Raw genomic sequence first — 20536 nt, 5'->3', positions numbered from 1 at the left:
TCGGCGAGGGCGGGGTCGTCGAGGAGGCGGTCGAGGAGGGCGAGCGGCAGCAGGGGGTTGGCCGCCGCCGCGTGCCGGACGTGGGCGTCCGGGTCGGTGAGGAGGGGCAGGGGCGGTTCGGGGAGGGTCGGGTCGGCGGCGGCCAGGGCGCGGACCTCGGGGGCCTCGTGGGTGAGGAGGTGGCCCAGGCCCGTACGGGGCAGGCGGGGGAGGGTGAGCAGGTAGGCGCGCTGGCGGGGCAGGGCGAGGAAGGCGTCGAGGAGGAGCGCGGGCGGCGCCAGGGGGTGGTTGCAGGCCAGCAGGTGGCGCACGTCCGGGTCCTGGTCCTCGGCGAGGCGGTGCACCCACGGCTCGGGCAGCCGCGCGCAGGTCGCGGCGACCCGGCGCAGCACGGGGTGCGGGGAGGCGGCGGACTCCTCGTACCAGGCCGTCTCCGGCTCGTGGTACATCTCGCCCGCCGGGCCGAGGCAGTCCGCGTCGTGCCCGAGGACGCGGTCGACGGCGGCGCGCTGCGGCCAGGTGCGCGGCAGCGGCTGGAGGCGCGCCCGGGTGCGTACGAAGTCGTCCGGGTCCTCCGCCAGTTCGGCCAGCAGCGCGGGCGTGAGGTCCGCACGGGCGGCGACGCGCTCGCGCACCTTCGGGTCGGCGTCCCGGGCGAGGCGGGGGAGGACCTCGGCGGGGGTGTGGGGGTTGGAGGCGAGGGACCACAGGTCGCGGCCCTCGGCGAGGCAGCGGGCGGCGACGGCGGGGGAGACGGCGTAGTTGACGAGTATCAGGTGGCGGGCGTGGCAGTCCTTCTCCGGGAGCTCGGCCTCCATGGCGGCCGGGTCGAGGGTGAGGCTGTTCTCGCGCGCGGCCTCGGCGACGGCCGGGTCGGGGTCGGCGAGCAGCGCGGCGCGCTGTTCGGGTGTCAGCCAGGTCCAGGGCCAGACGGCCCGGCGCCGCAGTTCGGGGTTCGGGTGGGCGGCGAGCCCGCGACGGAAGGCCCGCGGGAGCTGCCCGGAGCCCGCCAGTTCCGAGGCGACCTCGCCCGCCGACAGCATCTGCCCGCCGGGGAAGTCCTCGTCCCGGGCCGTCAGCAGCGACTCCAGCACGGCGTCGGGCAGCGGCGCCGTCGCCCCGAACCACCGGGGCTTCGGCCCGCTCGCGAGGGCGGCGCGCACCATCGAGTCCGGGTCGCTCGCCAGCCGCCCGCGCTGCTCGGGCGCCGCGCACCGGTTACGGGCGAAGCGCCGCCGCACCGACGGCTCCGGGTGCGCGAGCACCGCCTCCACCACCTCCGCCGGCAGCGCCCGCTCCCCGCACAGCACCGTCCACGCCGCCCGCCCCTCGGGCGCCAGCAGCCGCAGCAGCACCTCGGCGGGGGCACCCGGGTTGGCGGCCACGCCGCGCAGCCGGGCCTCGGTGAGGGAGTCGGAGATCATCCGATCAGTCTGACAGTCGGCCATCCCCACGGAAACCCGGGTCGGCGGGGGCTCCGGCGGATTCAGGCGTAAGTGACCTGCACGGTGGTGCCCTTGGGGGCGGTGGTGCCCGGGGCCGGGTCCTGCCTGGCGATGGTGCGCCCGGGCGCGGAGACGGCGTAGGCGGGGTCGGCGGACACCAGCTTCAGCGTGGTGGTGCTCAGCACCCGCATCGCGTCGTCGGGGGTGCGGCCGATGAGGTCGGGGATGGACTCGGTGCCCAGGGAACTGGTCAGCAGGTCGTGCGCCTGGTCGGTCGACTTCGACGAGAAGAAGAACGCCGTCGCCGCACCGACCGCCGCTCCCAGCGCGCCGATGAGCCCGCTGCGGATCGTCGAGTCGTTGACGGCGAACGCGAGCACCCCCGAGAACAGCAACCCGGCGATCAGCGACAGCGCGATCCAGCTACGCGCCACCCCGCTGCCCGGCGCGTTCTTCACAGGAGTGGTCAGCCACAGGATCAGGCCGATCACCAGGATCACCGCGGCGATGATCAGCAGCGCGGTGAGCGTCTCCCCCCAGCTCAGCACACTCGGCCCCACCGGCGCATTGCCGGTACCGGGCGACGGCGACGGGGACGGTTCGGTAGTGGCCAGAAGCACGGCAGCCTCCGGAAAGCGATGACAGTGGCCCCTTGGCGCTTCTGCCTTTACTCCATTCGAGCACACCCACCTGCCCCCGACCACCGGGGGCCGCCGGCGGGCGACACGCGGGCAGGAACGTGCCTGCGCGCGGCCGGTGGGTGGGGCGGGTGGGATGGGGGCGATCGTGAATCGACGCCAGGGGAGGTCACGGATGGAACCGACGACCACGGACGACCGGCCGGTGCGGGTGCTCGACGTTTCGGGCCCGGAGTACCGGCGGGCCTTCGAGCTGTTCCTCGCGGGGACCGACGAGAAGCCGCTCACGCATGCCCGGTTGAGCGAGGTGGTGGCCGCGCTCCCGCACCGGCGGGTGCTGCTGGACGTCGGGGCCGGGGAGGGGCGCACCACCGCGTACCTCGGGCGCGCCTTCGAGCGCACCGTCGCCGTCGAGCCCAGCGCGGCGATGCGGGAGAAGCTGCGCGCCGTCTGTCCGGAGGCGCTGGTCCTGCCGGAGCCGATCGACCGGGCCGAGCCGCCGGAGCCGGCCGATCTCGTCCACCTCTCCCACGTGCTCTACTACGTCCCCGAGGCGCAGTGGCTGCCCACCGTCTCGCGCATCCGCTCCTGGACGGCGCCCGGCGGCACCCTGCTGGTCGTCCTGCAGAACCCCGACAGCCCCTGCATGCGGATGGCCGCCCACTTCACCGGCGCCCGCTACGACCTGCGCCCCCTCGCCGCCGCCCTCCGCGACCGCCACCCCGGCGACCGTCTCGCCCTGGAGACCCTCGGCCTGCGCTACCGCGCGGAGAGCCTGGACGAGGCGGTGGACGTCGCCGAGTTCATGGTCAACGTCGCCGACCTCGCCACCATGGACCCCCGCCCCGCCCGCGCCGCCCTGACCGCCTACGTCCGGCGCAACTTCGCCCAGCCCGACGGCACTTACGCCATCGGCCACACCCAGGACATGCTCACCCTCCGCCGCGCCCCCTCCGACTGACCCGGCAGCCGCCCTCCTTCGTGTGCTGACGGGGCGTCATAACGATTCGGCCGCAGGGGAACAGAACCAGCCGCACCGGCGTCCTTAGGGTCACGGAGCGACTGCGCCGGTTCGGTCCTGAGGAGGGGGTCGCTGTGGTGGAATCCTGGCTCGCGGTGGAGGCGGGCGGTCCCGATGCCGTTCTCGACCTGCGTGACTGGCTGGCCGACGAGCCGGCGCTCCGCGGCAGGGTGCGGGTGACGGCGGCGACGCCGGGCCGCGGGGAGCTCGGCGGGTGGTCGGACACCCTGGTGGTGGCGCTGGGGGCGGGCGGGGCGCTGACGACGCTCGCGGCCTCGCTCAAGGTGTACCTGGGCCAGCCGCGGACCAGCACGGTCAAGCTGAAGACCGTGAAGCCGGACGGCACCCGGACCGAGGTGACGGCCGAGCACATCGCGCGGTCCGACGTGGAGTCGGTGCTGAGGGCGGCCCTGCACTCCGAGCCGGCGGGGCCCGACGGCGACGCGGGCTGACCGCCGTGTACCGGCTTCCGGACGCCTCGTGCTCGTGGGCCGTCCTGATCGGCGCCGCGCACTACTCCCATCAGGACGGCCTCGCGGACGTGCCGTCGATCGAGAACAACGTGCTCGACTTCCGCAAGGTCCTGACCGACGGCCAGCCGGGCGCCTTTGCCCCCGAGCGCTGCCTCACCGTCCTGGACCCGCGGCAGCCGAAGGACCTCGGGCGGCCGCTGCTGAAGGCGGCCGCGGCCGCCGAGGACGTGCTCCTCGTCTACTACTCCGGCCACGGCCTGACCGGCTCCAGGAAGGGCGAGCTGTACCTCGCGCTCACCGACACCGAGCGGGCCATGCCCTCCCTGACGGCCTGCCCGCTCGACGTCATCCGGGAGGCGTTCCAGACCAGTCCGGCACGCCTGCGGGTGCTGATCCTCGACTGCTGCTTCTCCGGTCGCGCGGTCGCGGGCGGGCTCGCGGGGAGCGCCCCGCCCGTGGCCGAACAGCTGGAGATCGCCGGCGCGTACACGCTGGTCTCCTCGCCGCCCAACTCGCCCTCCCACTTCGAGGAGGGCAAGCGGCACACGGCCTTCACCGGCGAGCTGCTGCGCGCGCTGCGCGACGGCGTCGAGGGTTCGGGGCCCGAGGGCGTGTCCCTGGGCGCGCTCTTCCCCCACCTGCGGCTGGCGCTGCGCTCGCGGGGGTGGCCGGAACCGGAGCAGTGCGGCACGGACACCGCCTCCTACCTGATCCTCAGCCGCCCGCGGACCAGGCACCCCGCAGAGCCGGTACGGGAGGCGCCCCCCGCCGACCACCCCGGGCCAGTCACGGAACGGGAGCGCTTCCAGTCCCTCGTGGAGGCCGGACGGCAGCTCGGCCGGGGCGGCCACGCGCGCTCCGCCGCCGCCGAACTGGGCACCGTCCTCGACAAGATGACGCAGATCCTGGGCTCGGACGACCCGGACACCCTGGCAGGCCGGGTCGAGTACGCCCAGTGGCTGGGCGCCGCCGGCCAGGTCCGCGAGGCGCTCGACCTGTCCACGGCGGCGGTGGGCGCGCTGACCCGCGTCCTCGGCGCCGACAACCGGGCGACCCTCGTCGGCCGGGCCCAACTCGCCCACTGGACCGGCGAGGCCGGGCAGCCCGTGGAGGCGGCCAGGCTCACCGGCGAGGTGGTCTTCGACCTGACCCGCGCCCTCGGCCCGGACGACCGCGAGACCCTGCTGGGCCGGGGCCGCCTCGCCCACTGGATCGGAGTGGCCGGCGACAGCGGCTCCGCCGCGCAGCTCACCGACCACCTGGTGACGGACCTGCGCCGCGTCCTCGGCGCGGAGGACCGGGACACCCTGGTCGGGCGCATCAACCAGGCCCAGTGGACGGGCCGGGCCGGCCGCTCCCGGCAGGCCGTCCGACTGCTCGACTCCCTCGTCCCCGACCTCTACTGGCTGCTCGGTGCCGACGACCTGCACACGCTGATCGGCCGGGCCAGGCTCGGCCAGTGGACGGGCCTGTCGGGCTCGCCCAAGAGCGCCCGCGCACTGTTCGCCGCCGTGGTGCCCGACCTGAGCCGGGTGGCCGGGCGGGACTCGCGCGAGACGCTGCTGGCCCGCAGTCAGCTGGCCCACTGGGCCGGCGAATCGGGCGACGCCCGGACGGCGGTCGCCCTCTTCCGGAAGCTGCTCGACGACCTGGACTGGATCCTGGGCGCGCAGGACCGGGTGACCCTCGTCAACCGGGCCCGGCTCGCCCACTGGACCGGCGCGGACGGGGACGTGCGCGCCGCGCTGCGCATCTTCCACGAGGTGCTGCCGGACCTGCGCCGCGCCTTCGGTGCCGACCACCCCGAGGTCCTCGCGAACGAGGACCTGCTGGCCCGGTGGCGCCGCCTGGCCGACCGGAGGCTGCGGGCGGAGATCCGCTTCGGACGCGGGCACCGGGCCTCGGAGCGGCAGGGCTTCGGGAAGTGGAGCGATGGCTGAGCCCGAGGGCCGGACCGGCATGGCGGACGGGCTGGAGCCCCTCTCCTCCGGCGACCGCCGGGAGCTGGGCACGTACCGGCTGATGGGCCGCCTCGGCGCGGGCGGCATGGGGATCGTCTACCTCGCCCGCTCGGCCACGGGACGGACGGCGGCGGTCAAGGCCCTGCGCCCGGAGCTGCTGAGCGAGACGGGGGCCCGGGAGCGGTTCCGGCGCGAGATCGCCGCCGTCTCCCGCATCCCGAGGCGCTTCACCGCGCCGTTCCTGGACGCCGACGCCGACGAGAACGGCGCCTGGATGGCCACGGCCTTCATCCCGGGCCTCTCCCTCCAACAGAGCGTCAGCGCCTACGGCCCGTTCCCGAGGGCCTCGCTGTACGCCCTGTGGTACGGACTCCTGCGGGCCCTGCACTCCGTGCACGAGGCGGGCGTGGTGCACCGGGACCTCAAACCGTCGAACGTCCTGCTCACCGCCCAGGGGCCCCGCCTCATCGACTTCGGGATCTCCATCGTGGACGGCTCCACCGGGCTGACCTCGACCGGGGCGATCGTCGGGACCCCGGGCTACCTCGCCCCGGAACAGGTCACGGGAGGGTTCGTGGGCGCCGCGGCCGACGTCTTCGCCCTCGGGGCGGTCATGGGCTTCGCGGCGACCGGGCATGCGCCCTTCGACGGGGACAGCTTCGTCAACGTGCTCTTCAACGTGCTGCGTGGCGAGCCCCGGCTGTCCTCGCTTCCCGAGGACCTCGACGAGTGGGTCCGTGCTTGCCTCAGCAAGGACCCCGCCCACCGGCCCAGCGTCGGCGCCCTGCTCGCCGCGCTTCCCGGCCACCGGGCCGCCACCGCCGAACGCCTGCTCGCCGACGGGGAATGGCTGCCCGAGGCCGTGTCCGCCGCCGCGCTCGAGCGCACGCGACTCGTCCTCGACCTCGACCACCCGCTCCGGCAGGCACCGGGCCCGCAGCCGGCGGTACCAAGGATCCCGCCCACGGCGGAGACGGTCGTGCGGCCCGCCCCGGGCGGGCCGACCACCCGGCTCCGCCCGGTCGCACAGACGTCCGAGGGGGCCGAGGGCCGGTCCGCGCAGGACCCGGCGACCGTCTCCATCCGGCTGCCCGCCCGGACGCCCCCGCCGCCGGAGCAGCCACCGGCCGTCCCGCCCCTTCCGCCGCGCCCGCCGTCACCCCCGGAACCGCCGGGCGGCGCCGACCCGCCCTCCGAGGTGTCGCTGCGCACCTTCTCGTCCCCCATGGAGGCCGAGCTTCCGCCGCCTCCCCGGGCGGGCCTGCGCAGCGGGTGGTTCCGGAGCCTGCCGCGTCGGCGTGACCGGGGATGACGCTCCGCCCGGTCCGCGACCGGGGCCGTTCGGGTGAGGTGCCCGTGCGCCGTCGGTGTCCGGGCGTCGCGGCTGCGTAGTGTCCTCCGTGTTGCCACGGTGGAGTGGCCGAGCGGTGAGGCAGCGGCTTGCAGGGCCGTTTACATGGGTTCGAATCCTATCTCCACCTCTTCTTCTCTCACCCGAGCGGGTGAGCGCCGCGCGGGGGCGCGGGCGGGGGTTCGTGCGGGCGGTTCGTTCGGGGGATCGGCGGGCCCTGGGGGCCTCGGGGGGCTCGTTCGGGTGTGTCCCGGGTGTGTTTCGGGTGTGTGCGGCGAGGTGTTCCGGGCTTTCTCGGGCGGCGCGCGGACGCGGGGGATCGTAGCGTCCGGGCAGAGGGCTGCCGTGCTCTCTCCGGCCCGGGTTCCGCGGCCGGGAATCCCGACCGAGGAGGCACCATGGATGCCGCCCGAACTCCGAAACCGTCACCGGGAGCCAGTGCCGCGCCCGCGGCCGCTCCGGCGGGTGCCAGGCCCGTCTGGTCCGCGCCCGCGGTGGAGTGCCACCGTACGGGCGCCGAGGTCACCGCGTACGCCGGACGGGCCTCGACGTGGCGCGACCGCTGAGCCGTGAGCGGTTCGCAGCCAGGCTGTACGAGCTGCGCGGACGGTACTGGGACACCCACCCGTTCCACCTGCGCCTGCACTCCGGTGGCTGTACGCCACCGGAGCTGCGGCGCTGGGTCGCCAACCGGTGGTACTACCAGCTCTGCCTGACCCGCAAGAACGCCGCGATCATCGCCAACTGCCCGCTGCCGCAGGTCCGTCGGGCCTGGGCGGGCCGGCTCGCCTACCAGGACGGAACCGGCGCGGAGGGCGGGCTGGCGGACTGGCTGGCCCTCGCCGAGGCCGTGGGCCTGGAACGCGAGGAGGTGCTCGACGAACGGCACGTCGCCCGGGGGGTGCGCTTCGCCGTGGACGGGTACCTGCACTTCTGCCAGACCCGGCCGTGGACCGAGGGCGTGGCCGCGGCGCTCACCGAGATGTTCTCGCCCGACCACATGGCCGACCGGGTCACCGCCTGGCGCGCGCACTACGACTGGATCGCCCCGGCCGGGTACGCCTACTTCGAGCACCGCATCCCCGTCGCCCGCGAGGACAGCGCCCGCACCCTGGAACTCGTCCTGGACCACTGCGTCACCGGGGCCCAGCAGCAGGCCGCCGTGGACGCGCTGGCCTTCAAGTGCGAGGTGCTGCGGGCCATGCTGGACGCCGTCGACTACGGGCCGCAGCGGTGAACGGCGCCCCCGGGCTGCGCCCCGGCGTCCGGCTGGTGCACGACCCGGTGCGCGGCCGCCGCGCCCTGCTCCACCCCGAGGGCGTGCTGCTGCTCAACGACACCGCCGCCGCCGTGCTGCGGCACTGCGACGGGCGCCGCGACGTACGGTCCGTCACCGCCGCGCTCGCCGAGGAGTACGAGGGCGTGGACGGCGCCCAGGTGGGCGCCCTGCTCGCCGACCTCGCGGACCGGCGGCTGCTCACCCTCGACGGGTCCGGTGCGCCGGCGCCGGAGACGACGGCGGCCGCCCCGCCCGGCGGCCCGGTGCGCGCGCCCGCCCCGCTCGGGCTGATCGCCGAACTCACCTACCGCTGCCCGCTCCAGTGCACCTACTGCGCCAACCCGGTCGACCTGTCCCGCTACCGGGCGGAGCTGGACACCGGCCAGTGGCTGCGCGTCCTCGAGCAGGCCCGCGGGCTCGGCGTGCTCCAGCTCCACCTGACCGGCGGCGAGCCGCTGCTGCGCCCGGATCTCAAGCAACTCATCGCCAGGGCGCGAGAGTTGGGGATCTACACCAACCTGGTCACCAGTGGCCTCCCGCTGGCCGCCGGGTGCGCCGAGGAACTCGCCGCGGCGGGCCTCGACCATGTGCAGCTCTCGCTCCAGGACACCGACCCGCGCCGCGCCGACGCCGTCGCCGGGATCGCCGCCCACGACCGCAAGCTCGCCGCCGCCCGGCAGTTCACCGCCGCGGGCCTGCCGCTGACCGTCAACGCCGTGCTGCACCGGGGCAATCTGGCCCGGCTCGGCGCCCTCGCCGACCGGGCGGTCGAACTGGGCGCCGACCGGGTCGAGTTGGCCCACGTCCAGTACTACGGCTGGGCCTGGCGCAACCGCGCCCACCTCGCCCCCGGCGAGGAGCAGGTCCGCCAGGCCGTACGGGACGTTGCCGCAGCCCGGGAGCGCCACGGCGGGCGGATCGAGATCGTGCACGTCGCCGCCGACCTGCACGGCGGCACCGTCAAGCCCTGCATGAACGGCTGGGGCCGCGAGCAACTGGCGGTCGCCCCCAACGGGGACGTCCTGCCCTGCCTCGCCGCCGCCCAACTGCCCGGCCTGGCGGTGCCCAACGCCGTCACCGACGGACTGGCGGCGAGCTGGCACGACTCGCCCGCCTTCAACCGCTTCCGGGGCACCGACTGGATGCCGGAGCCCTGCCGCAGCTGCGCGCTGCGCGAGGTGGACCACGGCGGCTGCCGCTGCCAGGCGTACCAGTTCACCGGCGACCCGGCCGCGACGGACCCCGCCTGCCGCCTCTCGCCGGACCACCACCTGGTCACCGCGCCCGCGGCCGCCGAGACGGCCGCCCCGGTGCCCCGGCGGCTGCGGTGAAGTCCCGTACGGAGGAGGAAGGGTGAGGATCAGGGTCCTCGGGACGGCCGCCGGTGGCGGCCTGCCGCAGTGGAACTGCGGCTGCGCCGAGTGCACCGCCGCCCGCCACGGCGGGCACGCCCGCAGCCAGGACTGCCTGGCCGTCAGCGGCGACGGCCGCGCCTGGTACCTGGTCAACGCCTCGCCCGACCTGCGGACCCAGCTGCTCGCCGCCCCCGAACTCGCCCCCGCCCCGGGCACCCGGGACACCCCGCTGCGCGGCGTCCTGCTGACCAGCGGCGAACTCGACCACACCCTGGGCCTGTTGACCCTGCGCGAGGCATCCGGCCTCACCGTGCACGCCACCGCGCCGGTGCGCCACGCGCTGCACCACGCCTTCCCGGTGGGCCCGCTGCTGGCCGCCTACACCGGGGCCGACCGCACCGGGGCCGCCAACACCGGGGCCGACTGGCACACCGTCACCCCGGGCAAGCCCGTGGAGCTCGAGGGCGGGCTGCGCGCGGAAGCCTTCGCGCTCGGCGGCAAGCGCCCCCGGTACGCGGCCCACCTGCCGGACCACGGGGACTGGGTGACGGGCTACCGCTTCACCGAGGACGGCACCGGCGCCTGCGCCGTGTACGCCCCGGGGCTGGCCGAATGGACACCGGCCCTGGACGGCGCGGTGGCCGGGGCGGACGTGGTCCTGCTCGACGGCACCTTCGCCACCGCCGAGGAACTCGCCGAACGTACGGGCGGCGCCCGCCGCTCGCCGGGCATGGGCCACCTCGCCGTCCAGGACTCGCTGCCCCACCTCGCCCGCCGCCCCGGCCCCCGCTACCTCTACACCCACCTCAACAACACCAACCCGCTCGCCGGGCGGACCCCGCCCGAGGTGACGGCGGCGGGCGCCGAGGTCGCGCGGGACGGCCTGCTGATCGAGCTCCCCTGAGAGGACCGGACTCCCCGGGAAGAGCGGTGCCCCCGACCGCCCGGCGGTCGGGGGCACCTTCGTGCGGTACTCAGGTCACTGGCTGCCGAAGCCCACGATGTGGCCGTCCCTGGTCCCGACGAAGACCCGGCCGCCGTCCGTCGCCGGCACCACGAACTTGGCCGCCGTGCCGATCGGGAAGGAGCGGCGCAGGTGCATGACGCCGTTGACGGGCACGGCGTCGTAGGCCCGCAGTTCGCCGCCGACACCGTTCGCGCCCGAGCCGGACCAGACGGCCCAGACCAGCGCGGAGGAGGGGCTCGTCCCGTTGGAGGTGACCACGGGCGAGCCGGAGCCGTAGCCGAAGCCCTCGTTGCTGGTGCCGATGCTGGTCAGGACCGGGACGCCGGAGCCGTTGACGCTGTACTTGAGCGCCCGCATCGGGGAGCGGCCGTTGCCGGTGTCGGTGGCGACGGTGTAGATGTAGCCGCCGCCACCGCCGAAGACGGCCGGGTGGCCCCAGATGCCCTCGAAGGGGCCGGCCATGCTGACCGGGTTGTCGGTGCCGTTCGGGCCCTGGCCCATGCCGCCGAGGTTGTCCCGGTCCAGCAGGAAGACCCGGCCGTCCTTGCCGACCTCCACCAGCAGGTGCGGGTGCGCGGCGGTGCCGAACCCGGACGGCAGGGCCGTCGGCCCGCCGGAGCCGAGGTCGGTGTCGTTGGTGTCCATGGTCCGGTTGTTGGTGGGGCTGAAGAAGTCCCTGGCGCTGAGGCTGCCGTCGCTGTTGACGCCCAGCCGCACCACCGACTCGCCGAGGTGGGCGGGCGGCCGGTTGCCGGGGCCCTGGCTCGGCGAGGCGCCCGTGCCGGCGCCGTTGCCGGTGGCGAGGAAGATCCGGCCCCCGCCGTCCGAGACCAGCCCGCCGCCGCTCTGCCAGATGCCGCCCTCCATGGTGTCGGAGCCGGCCTCCGTGGACCACAGGGTGACCTTGCGGGAGCCGATGTTGACGCCGGCGACCTGGCCGACGTAGGGCTCGGTGTCGCAGTAGGAGGCGAAGGCCGCGTACACGGAGCCGTTCATCAGCAGCAGGCCGGGGCGCCCGTTGGCGGTCATGGGGTTGAACGGGTGGCCGGGGCTGTTGGTCGGCGTGCCCTGGACGGTCACCGGCCAGCCCGTGCGCTCGGCGCCGGTGGAGGCGTCCAGCGCGTGGAGGTACCAGTGGGGGTGCTGGGCGTCCGGGCCGTCGTTGGCCTTGCCGAGGGTGTAGACCGTGTTGGACGCGGGGTCGTACACCGGTGTGGCGGTGATCCCGGTGTGCGCGGCGGGGTCGTTGCAGTGGACGGTCGAGGTGGGCCAGGCCGGGCCGAGTTGGCGGGTCCAGTTGGTCTTGCCGGTGGCGGGGTCGATGCCGTAGACGTAGTTGTTCTCGGTCGCGGCGATCACGTTCGACCCGGTGACCAGCGGCTGGGCCAGCACCGCGCCGTTCACCGGGGTGGACCAGCGCTGTCCGAAGGCCGAGGAGGAGACCTTGGCGGGGGAGAGGTTCGGCTCGCTCGCGTCCCACCCGGTGCGCTTGTTGTTGATCGAGACGGTGGGGTCGACGGCCTGCGCCGGCGCCGCGAAGCCGAGCAGCAGCAGGCCCGCCGCCAGGGCGGCCCCCGCCTTCAGCCGGCGCAGCGCCCGTGTCCTCCTCTCTCCCCTGGATCGGCTGGGTCGCCCGGGTCGGCTGGGTCGCCGGTGCGTCGGTGAACTGAGTCGCGTCATGTGATCCGCCCTGGTCTCCGGTGTGCCGTGGACGTCGAGGTCCGGCCGAGGGCCCATTGTGAGGACGATCCGTCGATCGGGTGCGCACCTACGGGCGACGCGGCGACAGCTTCATGCGAGGGGAGCAGTGCGACCCGCCGCCTGTGCCGTCCTGGGTGCCGTCCTCGGCGCCGCCGGTGTCGCCGCCGGTTCCGCCGCGGCGGCGAGCAGCCGGTGGCCGAGCAGGGTGCAGCTGTGCCGCACCGCGCGCCCGGCCCGTACGGTGTTCACCAGCCCGGCCCGGCGCAGCGCCCGGGCGTGCTCGGAGGCGCTGGCCGCCGAGATGCCCAGCTCGCGGGCGAGCTGACCGGTGGTCGGCTCGCGCAGCGTCAGGCGCAGGACGGCCGAGCGGGTCCGGCCGAGCAGGGCCGCCACCGGCTCGTCCGGGTCCGCGCCCGGCGCCGGGGACTGCTCGGCGAGGTAGGGCAGCGGGGTGAGCGCCGGGTAGAGCAGCAGCAGCTCCCCGCTCGGCAGCAGGCCGCACAGCGGCTCCCCGGTCCACTGCGCGGACGGCATCAGCAACACGCCGCCGCCCTCCAGCCGGTAGTCGGCCTGCCGCGCGACGGCGATCTCCAGGGTGCCGTCGCGCCACCGGCTGCCCGGGTACAGGCCCGCCAGCATCCCGCGCAGCCCCTGCTCGCGCTGCACGCGCCAGCGCCAGGCGAGGTCGGTGTCGAAGCCGACGCGCAGCCGGGACCAGGCCGCGTCGATCAGTACGGCGTGGGCGGCGCGCAGGCTGCCCTCCAGGTACTGCCAGGCTTGCCGGTCCTCGTCCGCGAGGGCGCGCATCAGGGCGGTGACGGGCAGTCCGTTGCGGTGGACGCGGGCGAGCTCGCTGCGCACCAGCGTGTTGGCGGAGGAGCGTACGGCCTCCAGCCCGTGCTCCAGGTCGACGGTGAGCGGGTCGAGGAAGAACGGGCCCGTGCCGGAGGGCGGGACGAGCTCGCTCAGCGGCGCGACGGAGCGGGCGGCCGCGGCGCCGAGCAGCCGGTTGCGACGGGCGAACTCGGCGCCCACGTCGCGGCGTTGGAGCATGGCGACGGCCAGTTCGAGCTCCAGCAGCGGCGCTGGGGCGTCCGCGAACCGGGTGCCGAGCAGGTCCTCGGCCGTGAAGTGGATGCGCAGCACCACGCCCGTACTCACCCCTCCCCGTGCCCCCGGACCTTTCGGCTGGGGCCGAAAGCATCGCGACGGCGCGGCCCCGGCCCGACGATAACCGGTGCACGGCCGCGGGGGCAGAGGGCCCGCACGCGGCCGCCCCGACGTCCTGGAGGCTTCCCATGCGCCTGCGCCCGTACCTCACCCGCCCGGCCGCCCTCGTCGCGGCCCTCGCGACCTCCGTCCTGCTGCTGGCCGCCCCGGCCGCGCAGGCGGCCGGCTCCGACGACGGCTGGGTGCCCTACCACGGCCAGGACACCGACGCGCCCGCCGGGACGGTCTGCCCGTTCCACCTGCACATCACCCACGTGCTGGAAGGGGAGGAGACCAGGACCGTCGCCCGCTACCCCGACGGCTCACCGGCGGAGGTCCTCTGGCGCGGCCCGCTGTTCCTGCGCTACACCAACCTCGACACCGGCGCCCAGACCGTACGCGACCAGAGCGGCGACGCCACCGAGTACCGCCTACCGGACGGCAGCACCGTCTGGGAGGTGCCGGGCGACTCCCACATCTCCGCCAGGATCCACCCCGGCAACCCGTACCACGCGCCCGGCGCCTTCGTCTTCAGCGGCGGCGCGGCCCTGCTGGTGCACCCGGACAAGAACGTCCAGGTCCTGGCCCAGAACCGGGTGGAGAACCTCTGCGAGACCCTCGCCTGACGCCCTGCGCCGGGGCCGGGCGCCCGCCACGGGGGTGCGGGCGGCGGCCCCGGCCTCAGGCGAGAGTGCCGGCCGCCAGGCGGGTGTGGCGGCGGGCGGTGGCCTCGCTGGGGTCGAGGACGGGGACGGCGGCCAGCAGGGCCTTGGTGTACGGGTGTCGGGGCGCCTCGTAGACGGTGGAAGCCTCGCCCTGTTCGACGATCCGGCCCTCGCGCATCACCGCGACGCGGTGGCTCACCTGTCGGACCACGGCCAGGTCGTGGGAGATGAAGACCAGGGCGAGGCCGAGGTCGCGCTGGAGCTCGCCCAGCAGGGCGATGACCTGGGCCTGGGTGCTGACGTCCAGCGCCGAGACGGGTTCGTCGCAGACGAGCAGGCGCGGCCGGGGAGCCAGGGCCCGGGCGATGCCGACGCGCTGGCGCTGGCCGCCGGAGAACTCGTGCGGGTAGCGGTGGTACCAGTCGGCGTCCAGACCCACGCGTTCGAGGAGGTCGCCGACCCGGGTGCGGATGCGGCGCTCGTCGCGCTCGCCGGCGACGCGCAGCGGGTCGGCCACGGACTCGCCGATGGTGCGGCGCGGGTTGAGCGAGGAGACCGGGTCCTGGAAGACCATCTGCAACTCCCGTCGCAGCGGGCGCAGTTCCTTCTCCCCGAGGGCGCCGATGTCGCGGCCGCGGTAGTGGAGGCGGCCGCCGGTGGGCTCCAGCAGCCGGACGAGCATCCGCCCGAGCGTGGTCTTCCCGGAGCCGGACTCGCCGACCACGCCCAGGGTCTCGCCGGCCCGCACGGTCAGCGAGATGCCGTCCACGGCGGCCAGCGGGGCGGTGCGCCGGGCGAGACCGCCCCGCGTGGCGAACTCCCGGCGCAGGTCGGTGGCTTCGAGCAGGACCTCGCCCTCGGCGGGCCCGCTCGAGCCTTCGTGGACCACCGGCGCGCCGTCGTGGACCACCGGCGCGTCGACGCGGGGGACGGAGGAGAGCAGGGCGCGGGTGTACGGCTCGCGCGGGGCGCCCAGCACCTCGGTGACCGGGCCGTGCTCCACCGCCCGGCCGTCCCTCATCACCAGGACGCGGTCGACGCTCCCGGCGACCACGCCCAGGTCGTGGGTGACCAGGACCAGCCCGGCCCCGGTCTCGGCGCGCAGCTCGTGCAGCAGGTCGAGGATCTGGGCCTGGACCGTGACGTCCAGCGCGGTCGTCGGCTCGTCGGCGACCAGCAGCCGGGGCTCGCAGGCCAGGGCCATTGCGATGAGCACCCGCTGGCGCATCCCGCCGCTGAACTCGTGCGGGCGCGAACGCGAGCGCCGTGCCGCGTCGGCGATGCCGACCCGGTCGAGCACCTCGACGGCCCGGGCCCCGGCGGCCCGGCGGGAGACGGGCCGGTGGACCCGGACGACCTCGGCGATCTGGTCGCCGACGGCGTAGTACGGGTCGAGGGCGGAGAGCGGGTCCTGGAAGACCATGGCCGCCAACCCGCCGCGCAGGCGCCGCAGTTCCTCGCCCTCGGCGGTGACGGCGTCGACGCCGGCGATCCGGACGGAGCCGCCGACGCGGGCGCCGGTGCCCCGGTGGAGGCCGAGCAGGGCGTGGGCGACGGTGCTCTTGCCGGAGCCGGACTCGCCGACGATGCCGAGGGCCTGTCCGTCCGTCAGGGTGAAGTCCAGGCCGTCGACGGCGCGCAGGTGGCCGTCGCCGACGGGGAAGTCGACGACCAGGTCGCGGACCTCGGCCAGGACGGGGCCCAGGGGCTCGGGGGTCATGTGAGGACCACCCTTCGGTCGGTCACCGCGTAGAGCACGTCCGCGATGACGTTGGCGAGGACGACGGAGAACCCGGTGACGAGGGTGAGCCCGACCACGGTCGGCAGGTCGATCAGGCCGACGGAGGTGACCAGCAGCTTGCCGAGGCCCGGGAGGCCGAACAGCGACTCGGTCAGGACGGCGGACCCGAACAGCGATCCGAGGTCGAGGGCGGAGAGCGCGATCACCGGGGTGAGCGCCCCGCGCAGCGCGTGCCGCGTCACCAGGTGCCGCTCGCTGACGCCGTAGGCGCGGAAGGTCCGGATGTGGTCCTCGGCGAGGGTCTCCAGCATGGAGGAGCGGGTCAGCCGGGCGTACTTGGCGGACTCGAGGAGCGCGAGCGAGGTCCAGGGGAGCAGCAGGCCCCAGAACCACTGCTGGGGGTCCTCGGTGAGCGGCACGTACGCCGGGAACGGCAGCCACTGGAGCTGGGCGCACAGGACGATCAGCAGCACCAGGCCCGTGACGAACACGGGGACGGAGATGCCCACCAGCGTCACGGCGGTCAGCAGGCGCTCGCTGAGCCGCCCCCGGCGCAGCGCGGCGACCAGACCGGTGCCGACCCCGAGGACCAGCCAGAGCACCATCGCGCCGAACGCCAGGGAGGCCGTCACCGGCAGCCGGGCGGTGATCATGTCGGTGACCTGTTCGCCGCTGCGGTAGGAGATGCCCAGGCAGGGGGCGGGGCAGTGCATCATGCCCGTCCCGGCGCTGAAGTCGCGGCCGGCCACGACGCCCTGGAGGAAGTGGGCGTACTGGAGGTACACGGGTGCGTCGAGGCCGAGGCGCTCGCGTACCTGGTGGACCTGGGCGGGGCTGCACTTCTCGCCGCAGGCCAGCTGGGCCGGGTCGCCGGGGGCGATGTAGAAGACCGCGTAGACGATCACGGAGATGGCGAGCAGCACGCCGAGGGTGCCGAGGGCCTTGCGGAGCAGGAAGCGGGTCACGGGGTGGGCTCCTCGACGGCCGCCCGGGCGATGGCTGCCCGGTCGGTGGCTGCCCGGTCGGTGGTCGGCCGGTCGGTGCCCGCCCGGTCGGCCGGGGTGGTGCCGCGCGCCGTGCCGACCCGCAGCCGGGAGGCGGCGCGGGGGTCGAGCTCGGTGCGGACGGCGTCGCCGAGCACGGTGAAGGCGAGCACGGTGACGAAGAGCAGCGCGGAGGGGAGCAGCACGTACATCGGGTCCGCGCGGAACCAGGTGGTCGCGTTGGAGAGCATCTGGCCCCAGGAGGAGGTCGGGGGCTTGACGCCCACGCCGAGGAAGGAGAGCCCGGCCTCGGAGATGATGTTGGTCGGCAGCAGCACCACCGCGTAGGTGATGACGGGCGCGGCCAGGGCGGGCAGCAGCTCCCGGCGGGCGATGCGCCAGGGGCCGGCCCCGGCGAGCCGGGCGGCGGCGACGTGGTCGAGCTGTCGCAGGCTCAGGGTCTGCGCCCGGACCACCCGCGCCGTGCCGGACCAGCCCAGCAGTCCGATGACCAGGGTCAGCAGCAGCGGGCGGGGGAAGTCGGCGGGGACGACGGCCATCAGCGCGATGGCGAGGACCAGCGAGGGCAGGGCGAGGAACACCTCGGTGGTGTTGCCGATGACCTGGTCGAGCAGCCGCCCGCCGAGTCCGGAGGCGAGGCCGAGCAGGACGCCGATGGTGACCTGGACGAGGGTGGCGCCGACGGCGACGAGCAGGGAGATCCGGGCGCCGTGGACGAGGCGGGCGAACACGTCCCGGCCGGTGCCCGGTTCGACGCCGAGCCAGTGGTCGGCGCTGATGCCGCCCAGGGTGCCGGTGGGCACTCCGCCGGCCGCGGAGTCGAGCAGCTCGTTGTGGAAACTGGTGGGGTCCTGGCCCTCGATCGCGGTCAGCAGCGGTGCGGCCGCGGCGACGAGGACGAGCAGGAGGAGGACGAGGCAGGCGGTGAGGGCGGCGCGCCGCGCGAGCAGCCGCCGCAGGATCCGCGGCCTCCCGGCGGCCGGGGAGGCGTCGGGGGCCTCCCCGGTGCGGGGTTCCGGTGGTGCCATGGTCGTCGGACCGATCCGATCTTTCCTTCGCCGTCGGCTACTTGACCGCGACCTGGGAGATGTCGAGCACCCCGGTCCAGTCGCTGATGACGATGCCGTGCACGTCCTTGCCGTACAGCCGCTTGTAGACGGGGTGGAACAGCGGGACGGTGAGGGCCTGGTCGCCTATGCGCTTGTCCAGGGCGCCCCAGAGCTTGGCGGCCTCGGCGTGGTCGGTGATCTTGTTGATCCGGTCGATCTCATCGTTGACCGAAGGGTCGTTCAGCTGCGCGGAGTTGAAGTTGTAGCCGTCGGTGACGATCTGCCGGCCGTCGAAGATCGGGGCGAGGAACGGGCCACCGGACGGCCAGTCGGCGCCCCAGCCGGAGAGGAACAGGCCGGGCTCGGTGGTGACGGTGTGGATCGTCTTGGAGTACTTGGTGGAGTCCAGGGCCTCGAGCTGGACCGTGATCCCGGACGCCTTCAGGCCGTCCTGGACGGCGGTGGCGAGGTTCGGCCCGTAGCCCTTGCCGGACTCGGTGGAGTGGGTGAGCGTGATGGTCAGGCCGTCGGGGTAACCGGCCTCCTTCAGCGCCTCCTTGGCCTTCTCCGGGTTGCCGGTGGCGCCGGCCGGGAACGGGTCGTAGGGCGTGTACCCGAAGCTCTCCTGCTGGGGCAGGTAGGTGGTCGCGGCCTCGGCGAGGGAGGAGCCGCCGGCGGCGTTGACCACCGAGGTGCGGTTGAGCGCGTAGGCGATCGCCTGGCGCACCTTGGGGTTGTCGAAGGGCTTCACCCTGGGGTTGAAGGCCAGGTAGTTGACGTAGCCGAAGTGGCCGGTGCCCACGCGGGCGGCGAGGGCCTTGTCGTCCTTCACCTGGGCGAGCTCGGAGGGGCCGAGGTTGGTGTCGGTGGTCACGGCGGCCGCGTCGGCGCCGGTGCCGGCGGAGAGCCGCTGGTTGATCACCGCCGGGTCGAGCCCGGACTGCACGTCGACGGTGTCCGGGTACGCCTTGCGCTGGTCGTCGGTGGCCGCGGACCAGTTCGGGTTGCGCTCGAGGACGAGGTGGGCGCCGTCGTTCTCGTTCTTGACGACCTTGTAGGGGCCGGAGGAGACCGGGTGGTCCTGGTACTTGGCGCCGGTGTCCTTGGCCTTGGGGACGGGGGCGAACTGCGTCTGGGTGGCCAGGTACGGGAAGTCGCCCTCGGGCTTGTTGAGGCGGAAGACGATGGTCTTCTCGTCCGGGGTCCGGATGGCGTCCAGGCCGCGGCCGTCCTTGTACGGGCCCTGGTAGTCCGCGGCGCCGGTCAGCCAGTCCCTCAGGTAGGGCGCGCCGCCGGAGAGTTCGGGGGCGAAGGAGCGCTCGATGCCGTACTTGATGTCAGCGGTGGTGATCGGCGAGCCGTCCTCGAACTTCAGGCCGTCCTTGAGGTGGTACGTCCACACCGACGCACCCTCGGAGGGGGTGCCGGTGTCGGTGGCGAGGTCCGGGACGACCTTGGTGCCGGCCGCGCCGTCCACCCGGTTGCGGGTGGTGAGGGTGCGGAAGACCAGCGAGGGCACGTTGCCGCCGCCGGAGGTGTAGAGCCGCGCGGGGTCGAACTGGTCCTGCGGGTTCTGGTTGAGGACGGTGAGGGTGCCGCCCGGCTTCGGTGCCGCGTCCTTGGCGGGGCTCGCGCCCTCGTCGGCCTTCGGGCCGCATGCCGCGAGCCCGACGACCAGGGCGGCGACGGTGACGGTCGCCGCGGCGAGGCGGCGCGGGGTGAAGGTCGTTCGAGACATGGCAGGGGAGCCTTTCGGTACCGGGACGGGCGTGCGTGCCGGGGCGTGCCGGAGCACGCGCGGCATCGCTGTTACGGCGGGAGGGGGCGGACGTCCCGGGGCGGCGCTCAGCGCAACGCGGCGGGGCGGGCCTGCGTCAGCGACAGAGGTTGTCGGCGACGCAGTGCGAGGCCACGCCGATCAGCGCCAGCTCGATGGCGGCGCACTCGATCGGGTTCGGCTCGGACATGGCGAGAACACTGGAGGACTGTCGGTGGAAAGTCAAAGGTTCGGTCGGGAGGATGGCCCACTGTTGCGAGGTGTTGCGTGCTCGTGAACAGCGGGCCTCAGAACCCAGGTCATTGACGTATCCGACCTACGATCATCGCCATGTCGGGCGTTCAGCCGACGGGGGTCCGCAGGGCGTCGGCGAAGCCGGTGACCACGCCGTCCAGGGCGGTGGCGGCGGCGGGCGAGAGCTCGGTGGTGCCGTCCTGGGCCGTGAGGATGTCGCGGTCCAGGACGAACCAGCCCTGGGTGACGTGGGTGGCGCCCATGCTGGTGAGCACCGGCCGCAGGGCGTAGTCCACCGCCAGGACGTGCGCCGGCGAGCCGCCGGTGGCCAGCGGCAGTACCGTCCTGCCCGCCAGGGCGTACTGCGGGAGCAGGTCCAGCAGGCACTTCAGCAGGCCCGAGTACGCGGCCTTGTAGACGGGCGTGCCCACCACGACTCCGTCGGACTGCCGCAGCAGGTCGGCGACCTCGAGGACCGCGGGGTGGTTCACGTCCGCGCCGGTGAGCACCTCCGCGGGCAGCAGGCGCACCTCCAGTTCGGTGACCTGGTGGCCGCGGGCTTCGAGCTGCCGGGCGGCCACCCCGAGCAGGCGGGCGGTGCGGGAGACGGGGGACGGGCTGCCGGAGAGGGTGAGGATGCGTGCCATGGGAACCTCGTTCGGGTGG

18 protein-coding genes and 1 tRNA gene are annotated in these 20536 nt (G+C 74.7%); 9 read left to right on the top strand and 10 right to left on the bottom strand.

Annotated features, from left to right (window positions below; all coding sequences use genetic code 11):
- Together IH61_RS0129015 and IH61_RS0129010 are read right to left on the bottom strand one after the other, a co-directional pair.
- Positions 1-1424, bottom strand: a 1424-nt coding sequence (locus IH61_RS0129015; RefSeq protein ID WP_031075160.1) for a hypothetical protein, incomplete at its 3' end; no start/stop codon positions are given.
- Positions 1425-1486: 62 nt separating this feature from the next.
- Positions 1487-1993 (bottom strand): PASTA domain-containing protein, encoded by a 507-nt coding sequence (locus tag IH61_RS0129010; protein ID WP_031075158.1) that lies wholly within the window; start codon positions 1991-1993, stop codon positions 1487-1489.
- Between the two features lie 265 nt (positions 1994-2258).
- Here IH61_RS0129010 and IH61_RS0129005 point away from each other — a divergent pair, with 265 nt between their 5' ends.
- From IH61_RS0129005 to pqqB, 8 genes are all read left to right on the top strand, one after another.
- Positions 2259-3044 (top strand): class I SAM-dependent methyltransferase, encoded by a 786-nt coding sequence (locus IH61_RS0129005; RefSeq protein ID WP_031075156.1) that lies wholly within the window; start codon positions 2259-2261, stop codon positions 3042-3044.
- Between the two features lie 134 nt (positions 3045-3178).
- Positions 3179-3556 (top strand): effector-associated constant component EACC1, encoded by a 378-nt coding sequence (locus IH61_RS47255; protein WP_051838265.1) that lies wholly within the window; start codon positions 3179-3181, stop codon positions 3554-3556.
- A gap of 5 nt (positions 3557-3561) precedes the next feature.
- The gene (locus tag IH61_RS43290; RefSeq protein ID WP_051838263.1) at positions 3562-5517 is read left to right on the top strand and encodes a caspase, EACC1-associated type; all 1956 of its coding nucleotides are present in this window, start codon (positions 3562-3564) and stop codon (positions 5515-5517) included.
- Entirely contained in the window at positions 5510-6850 is a 1341-nt protein-coding gene (locus IH61_RS47250; RefSeq protein WP_051838261.1) for a serine/threonine-protein kinase, read from the top strand. The genes IH61_RS43290 and IH61_RS47250 overlap by 8 nt, the downstream gene beginning before the upstream one ends.
- 98 nt (positions 6851-6948) lie before the next feature.
- Positions 6949-7019: transfer RNA gene (locus IH61_RS0128980), tRNA-Cys, on the top strand.
- 420 nt (positions 7020-7439) lie between these two features.
- Entirely contained in the window at positions 7440-8126 is a 687-nt protein-coding gene (gene pqqC, locus IH61_RS0128975; protein ID WP_031075149.1) for a pyrroloquinoline-quinone synthase PqqC, read from the top strand.
- On the top strand, positions 8123-9499 hold the full coding sequence (gene pqqE / locus IH61_RS41585) for a pyrroloquinoline quinone biosynthesis protein PqqE (RefSeq protein WP_031075147.1): 1377 nt from the start codon (positions 8123-8125) through the stop codon (positions 9497-9499). Before pqqC ends, pqqE begins: the two co-directional genes overlap by 4 nt.
- Before the next feature lie 22 nt (positions 9500-9521).
- The gene (gene pqqB, locus IH61_RS0128965; protein ID WP_031075145.1) at positions 9522-10427 is read left to right on the top strand and encodes a pyrroloquinoline quinone biosynthesis protein PqqB; all 906 of its coding nucleotides are present in this window, start codon (positions 9522-9524) and stop codon (positions 10425-10427) included.
- A 75-nt stretch (positions 10428-10502) separates the two neighbouring features.
- Here the strand turns inward: pqqB and IH61_RS0128960 are convergent, their stop codons facing one another.
- Complete coding sequence (locus tag IH61_RS0128960; protein WP_158845384.1) at positions 10503-12170, bottom strand: PQQ-binding-like beta-propeller repeat protein; 1668 nt, start codon at positions 12168-12170, stop codon at positions 10503-10505.
- Positions 12171-12281: 111 nt separating this feature from the next.
- Positions 12282-13352: a winged helix-turn-helix domain-containing protein gene (locus IH61_RS0128950; RefSeq protein ID WP_158845381.1), complete on the bottom strand. Its 1071-nt coding sequence runs from the start codon at positions 13350-13352 to the stop codon at positions 12282-12284.
- Positions 13353-13489: 137 nt separating this feature from the next.
- Here IH61_RS0128950 and IH61_RS47245 point away from each other — a divergent pair, with 137 nt between their 5' ends.
- Entirely contained in the window at positions 13490-14026 is a 537-nt protein-coding gene (locus IH61_RS47245) for a hypothetical protein (RefSeq protein ID WP_051838246.1), read from the top strand.
- Positions 14027-14081: 55 nt separating this feature from the next.
- Here IH61_RS47245 and IH61_RS0128940 read toward each other — a convergent pair whose 3' ends face one another.
- From IH61_RS0128940 to ssuE, 6 genes are all read right to left on the bottom strand, one after another.
- On the bottom strand, positions 14082-15785 hold the full coding sequence (locus IH61_RS0128940) for an ABC transporter ATP-binding protein (RefSeq protein WP_031075137.1): 1704 nt from the start codon (positions 15783-15785) through the stop codon (positions 14082-14084).
- Complete coding sequence (locus IH61_RS0128935; protein ID WP_031075134.1) at positions 15782-16771, bottom strand: ABC transporter permease; 990 nt, start codon at positions 16769-16771, stop codon at positions 15782-15784. The genes IH61_RS0128940 and IH61_RS0128935 overlap by 4 nt, the downstream gene beginning before the upstream one ends.
- Positions 16768-17838, bottom strand: coding sequence for an ABC transporter permease (locus IH61_RS0128930; RefSeq protein ID WP_078911471.1), 1071 nt, complete (start codon positions 17836-17838; stop codon positions 16768-16770). The genes IH61_RS0128935 and IH61_RS0128930 overlap by 4 nt, the downstream gene beginning before the upstream one ends.
- Before the next feature lie 37 nt (positions 17839-17875).
- On the bottom strand, positions 17876-19597 hold the full coding sequence (locus IH61_RS0128925) for an ABC transporter substrate-binding protein (RefSeq protein WP_031075129.1): 1722 nt from the start codon (positions 19595-19597) through the stop codon (positions 17876-17878).
- Between the two features lie 136 nt (positions 19598-19733).
- Entirely contained in the window at positions 19734-19826 is a 93-nt protein-coding gene (locus IH61_RS50065; RefSeq protein WP_324607629.1) for an Ms4533A family Cys-rich leader peptide, read from the bottom strand.
- A gap of 151 nt (positions 19827-19977) precedes the next feature.
- Positions 19978-20517: an NADPH-dependent FMN reductase gene (ssuE, locus tag IH61_RS0128915; RefSeq protein WP_031075128.1), complete on the bottom strand. Its 540-nt coding sequence runs from the start codon at positions 20515-20517 to the stop codon at positions 19978-19980.
- Between the last annotated feature and the right edge of the window lie 19 nt (positions 20518-20536).

The organism is Streptomyces sp. NRRL WC-3742, from assembly GCF_000720635.1.
GTDB lineage: Bacteria > Actinomycetota > Actinomycetes > Streptomycetales > Streptomycetaceae > Kitasatospora.
Note: the sequence above shows the minus strand (reverse complement) of the source record. Positions and strands in the feature narration are given on the sequence as shown.